We start from the raw sequence: 4751 nt of genomic DNA, 5'->3' as shown, positions 1-4751 counted from the left end.
GGCCGTGGCGTCGAGGATCTCGGGGACGGTGAGGCCGCCCGCGGGGTCGTCCTCGATGACCAGCAGGGTCAGCGAGGCCGCCGCCGTCTGGGGGGCGGGGCCGCCGTTCTCCGGGGCGGGGGTTTCCCTCTGCCGCGGTACAGGTACGGGCATCGTCTCCGGTTCCTTGCCTCCCCCCGGAAGTGCGCTCATGCCGGGACCCTAGCGGGCGGGGGTGGGGCGGGGGAATGCCGAAACGGTCGGGGCCGGGTGTCATATGCCCCCATCCCGTCGGAAACCCGCCCACCTGCAATGACCAACGTCACGGCTCGGGTGCGGGTGGGGCCGCTGCGCGGGGCGGTGAGACGGCCCCGCGCGGCGGCCCCGGCGTCGTCCGGGCCGGCCTACGCGTCGGGGCGGACCACGGCCTTGATCGGCATCGAGCCGGCGCCGGCCATCGTCACGTTCCGCCCCGGCCGGGGTGCGTGCACGATCGCCCCGTCCCCGACGTACATCCCGACATGGCTCGCGTCGTCGAAGTAGATGATCAGGTCCCCCGGCCGCATGTCCTTCAGTGCGACCTTCGGCAGCAGCCGCAGTTGCTCCTGCGAGGTGCGCGGGATCGGCCGGCCCGCCGCCAGCCACGCCTGCGAGGTGAGTCCCGAGCAGTCGTAGGACGCCGGACCCTCCGCACCCCAGACGTACGGCTTGCCCATCTGCGCGGTGGCGAACTGCACCGCCCGCTTCCCGGCATCCGAGGCCAGGCCCTTGACGTCCTTCATCGCGCCCGACGACAGCCACGCCGTCTGCGCCTGGTACTGGGCTTCCTGCTCCAGCTGGAGCAGCCGGGCCTTCTCCTCGGCCGCCAGCCTGCTCTCCAGGTCCTCCGCCGCCTTGATCTTGCCCTCGATCTCCTTCTTGGCGGCTTCCTTCTTGACCCGGTTCTCCTCCATCTTCTGCCAGACGGCCCCGGCGTCCTTCGCGTACCGCTCCAAATCGGCCTGGGTGCGGTTCAGTTCCGCCAGCAGGTCCGTGGTGGCCTTCTCGCCCTGCCGCAACCGGCCCGCCCCGTCGAGGAAGTCGGACGGACTGTCGCTCAACGCGAGCCGCGCGCCCGGCGGCAGGCCGTTCGAGCGGTACTGGGCGCGGGCGGCGGCCCCCGCGCGGTCCTTCAGGGTGGAGATCCGGTCCTGGCCCGCCACCACCAGCTTGGCGATCTGGACGATCCGCTCGGACTGCGCCTTGGTCTCGCTCTCCGCCAGGTTGTACGCGTCCGTCGCGCTGCCGGCCTGGCGGTAGAGGAGCTGCGGGCGCCGACGGGGCGGCGGGGGCGGCGGGGGCCGCGAAGGCCGCACCCGTCGCGAGACCGGGGGCCGTCAGTATCGCCATCGCGCACAGCAGGGTCAGGGCGGACGTCCCCATCCGCCGCGACGGCGCTCGCTTCACGGTCCCCATGGCTCCCCCAGGCGCCCCGAGTCAGAGTGGATGCCACGGATGTCACCCGACATCAGATCTGACTATTCATCAGTAACTTCGCACTGTCTCCGGGATGGTGCCATGAACCGGCGAATTCCAACACCCTCCGGATTCCGCTCCGATCATGACCGGCCACGCACCGTCCACCCCGCACGACTCAACGGGCCGCTCCCACTGCCGGTTCCCCACCGCGCGAGGTTCACCCCGCCGGGCGCAAGGCCTCCCACCGCACCGTCAGTTCCCCCTGCCTCCACCGCACCGGCCCGTCCGCCAGCGGCCAGTCGCCGGCCAGCGCCCGCGCCGTCCGGATCCACCGCTGCCGCGCCCCGTACGAGGCGTACGGCGCGGCCGCCGCCCAAGCCCGGTCGAAGTCCCGCAGGAACGCGTGCACCGGCTCCCCCGGCACGTTCCGGTGGATGAGCGCCTTCGGCAGCCGCTCCGCCAGGTCCGACGGCCGCTCCAGCGAACCCAGCCGCGTCGCGAACGTCACCGTCCGCGGCCCCTCCGGCCCCAGCGCCACCCACACGTGCCGCCGGCCGATCTCGTCACAGGTCCCCTCCACCAGCAGCCCCTCCGGCGCCAGCCGGTCGCACAGCCGCCCCCAGACCGCCTCGACCTGCTCCTCCTCGTACTGCCGCAGCACGTTCGCCGCCCGGATCAGCGCGGGCCGCTCCCCGCCCTCCAGCGGCACCTCGAACCCCCCGTGCCGGAAACTCAGCCCCTCCCGCTCGTACGGCTTCGCCCCCGCCACCCGGGCGGGCTCGATCTCGATCCCGACCACCCGCACCCGCGGCGCCGCTTCCCGCAGCCGCGCCAGCAGCTCCACCGCCGTCCACGGCGCCGCCCCGTACCCCAGGTCCACCGCCACCGGCGCGTCCGCCCGGCGCAGCGCCGCCCCGTGCACGGCGGCGATCCAGCGGTCCATGCGCCGCAGCCGGTTCGGGTTCGTCGTCCCGCGCGTCACGGTGCCCACGGGGCGCTTCGGGGGTGGCGGAGTGCTGCGGGAGACCATGCGCCGAGCGTAAGCGGAGCGCCCGGCCCGCAAAAAAATGCGGCTTGCCGGGCAGAAGTTCCCCTTCCCCGGAATGCGGGGGACGGCCGTTCGGGTTGCACTCCTTGCAGGGCGCCGCGCGCGCTCCCGCACGCATGCCGTCACACGCATGCCGTCATCCGTGCCGCCCCACCGGCACACCGCACAGCCCGCCGTCCGCGCGATCCGAGCGAGAGGAACTGCTCCCTTGAGCCAGTACGTGTCCCGCCTCGGCGGCAGCATCAGCGGCCGCATCGCCGCCGCCCGCGGTGCCCGCCAGGACGCGCCCCGCCTGCGCCTCCCGGCCGTGGGCCACCACCGCAAGCCCCGCCGCGTCGCCATGCTCAGCGTGCACACCTCCCCCCTGCACCAGCCCGGCACCGGCGACGCCGGCGGCATGAACGTCTACATCGTGGAGCTGGCCCGCCGCCTCGCCGCGATCAACATCGAGGTGGAGGTCTTCACCCGGGCCACCACCGGCGGCCTGCCGCCCGTCGTCGAGCTCGCCCCCGGCGTCCTCGTCCGGCACGTGGACGCGGGCCCCTACGAGGGCCTCGCCAAGGAGGAGCTCCCCGCCCAGCTGTGCGCCTTCACCCACGGCGTCATGCAGGCCTGGGCCGGCCACCGCCCCGGCTACTACGACCTCGTCCACTCCCACTACTGGCTCTCCGGCCACGTCGGCTGGCTCGCCGCCGAACGCTGGGGCGTCCCCCTCGTCCACGCCATGCACACCATGGCCAAGGTCAAGAACGCCGCGCTCGCCGAGGGCGACACCCCCGAGCCCGCCGCCCGCGTCATCGGCGAGACCCAGATCGTCACCGCCGCCGACCGGCTGATCGCCAACACCGCCGAAGAGGCCGACGAACTCGTCCGGCACTACGACGCCGACCCCGGCAAGGTCGCCGTCGTCCACCCCGGCGTGAACCTCGACCGCTTCACCCCCGGCGACGGTCGCGCCGCCGCCCGCGCCCGGCTCGGCCTGCCGCAGGACGCCGTGATCCCCCTCTTCGCGGGCCGCATCCAGCCCCTCAAGGCCCCCGACATCCTGCTGCGCGCCGTCGCCGAACTCGTCGACCGCGACCCCTCCCTCCGCGGCCGCCTCTTCGTCCCCGTCGTCGGCGGCCCCAGCGGCAGCGGCCTCGCCAAGCCCGAGGGGCTGCAGAAGCTCGCCGCGAAGCTCGGCATCACCGACCTCGTCCACTTCCACCCGCCGGTGGCCCAGGACCAGCTCGCCGACTGGTTCCGGGCGGCGTCCGTCCTGGTCATGCCCTCGTACAGCGAGTCCTTCGGGCTCGTCGCCATCGAGGCCCAGGCCACGGGCACACCCGTCCTCGCCGCGGCCGTCGGGGGCCTGCCCGTCGCCGTCGACGACGGGACCACGGGCATCCTCGTCGCCGGCCATGACCCCGTCGACTACGCCCGCGCCCTGCGCCGCTTCGTCGACGAGGACGGCCTCACGGCCCGCATGGGCGCCGCCGCCGCACGGCACGCCCAGCACTTCGGCTGGGACACCGCCGCCAGCGGGACCGCCGACGTGTACACCGCGGCGATGCATGATCACCGCCGTCGCGTACGCTCCCACCATGGCTGACACCGCCGCGATCATCGAGTCCACGCTGTCCGGCGCCGAGCTGACCTGGGAGAACCCCCAGCCCGGCACGTACGTCGTCCAGCTGCCCGGCACCCGCAAGCTGAGCACCACCTGCTCCCTGCGGGTCGGCCGCCACTCGCTCTCGCTGAACGCGTTCGTCATCCGCCACCCCGACGAGAACGAGGCGGGCGTCCACCGCTGGCTGCTGGAGCGCAACCTCAAGCTGTACGGGATGGCGTACGCGGTCGACCCGCTCGGCGACGTCTACCTCACGGCGCGCCTCCCCCTCTCGGTCGTCACCCCGGACGACCTGGACCGCCTCCTCGGGACGGTCCTGGAAGCGGCCGACGGCGCCTTCAACACCCTCCTGGAGCTGGGGTTCGCGAGCGCGATCCGGCGCGAGTACGAATGGCGGACGTCGCGGGGCGAACCCACCCACAACCTGGACGCCTTCAAACACCTGACCCGCCCGACCGCCCCCCTTCCTGACGCGCCGCGCCCTTCCTGACGCGCCGCTCGCGCGGTGCGGCCCTGGCGGGCCTTACCGGCTTCGCGGCGCTGCGCCGGACTCCGTCCGGCGGCGGCCGGGCGGGGTCCCGGGCCCCGGTCGGGGCGCGTGTGTCGTCTGCGGGCCGTTGCCATTGGCCGGGGCCGGTAGTCGTCTGCGGGTGGGGG

At 74.1% G+C, this 4751-nt stretch carries 4 protein-coding genes and 1 pseudogene; 2 read left to right on the top strand and 3 right to left on the bottom strand.

Translation table 11 applies throughout. From position 1 onward, the window contains the following. From VR44_RS43030 to VR44_RS27880, 3 genes and pseudogenes are all read right to left on the bottom strand, one after another. Positions 1-192, bottom strand: a pseudogene (locus VR44_RS43030) (phosphatase); the annotation flags it as partial. 191 nt (positions 193-383) lie between these two features. Beyond that, complete coding sequence (locus VR44_RS27885; protein ID WP_245692353.1) at positions 384-1334, bottom strand: C40 family peptidase; 951 nt, start codon at positions 1332-1334, stop codon at positions 384-386. A gap of 320 nt (positions 1335-1654) precedes the next feature. After that, positions 1655-2467: a class I SAM-dependent methyltransferase gene (locus tag VR44_RS27880; protein ID WP_211275136.1), complete on the bottom strand. Its 813-nt coding sequence runs from the start codon at positions 2465-2467 to the stop codon at positions 1655-1657. Between the two features lie 226 nt (positions 2468-2693). Between VR44_RS27880 and mshA the strand changes: the two genes are divergently transcribed. Together mshA and VR44_RS27870 are read left to right on the top strand one after the other, a co-directional pair. Next, positions 2694-4076, top strand: a complete 1383-nt coding sequence (gene mshA / locus VR44_RS27875) for a D-inositol-3-phosphate glycosyltransferase (RefSeq protein ID WP_045950376.1) — start codon at positions 2694-2696, stop codon at positions 4074-4076. Further along, entirely contained in the window at positions 4069-4584 is a 516-nt protein-coding gene (locus VR44_RS27870; protein ID WP_045950378.1) for a type III secretion system chaperone family protein, read from the top strand. Before mshA ends, VR44_RS27870 begins: the two co-directional genes overlap by 8 nt. Positions 4585-4751 lie beyond the last annotated feature (167 nt).

The organism is Streptomyces katrae, assembly GCF_000966975.1.
GTDB lineage: Bacteria > Actinomycetota > Actinomycetes > Streptomycetales > Streptomycetaceae > Streptomyces > Streptomyces katrae.
This window is presented reverse-complemented; position numbering and strand designations above follow the sequence as displayed.

Coding starts and splice junctions, on each gene's coding strand:
- VR44_RS27880 (WP_211275136.1), bottom strand. CDS start 2,467: ATGGTCTCCCGCAGCACTCCGCCACCCCCGAAGCGCCCCGTGGGCACC.
- VR44_RS27870 (WP_045950378.1), top strand. CDS start 4,069: ATGGCTGACACCGCCGCGATCATCGAGTCCACGCTGTCCGGCGCCGAG.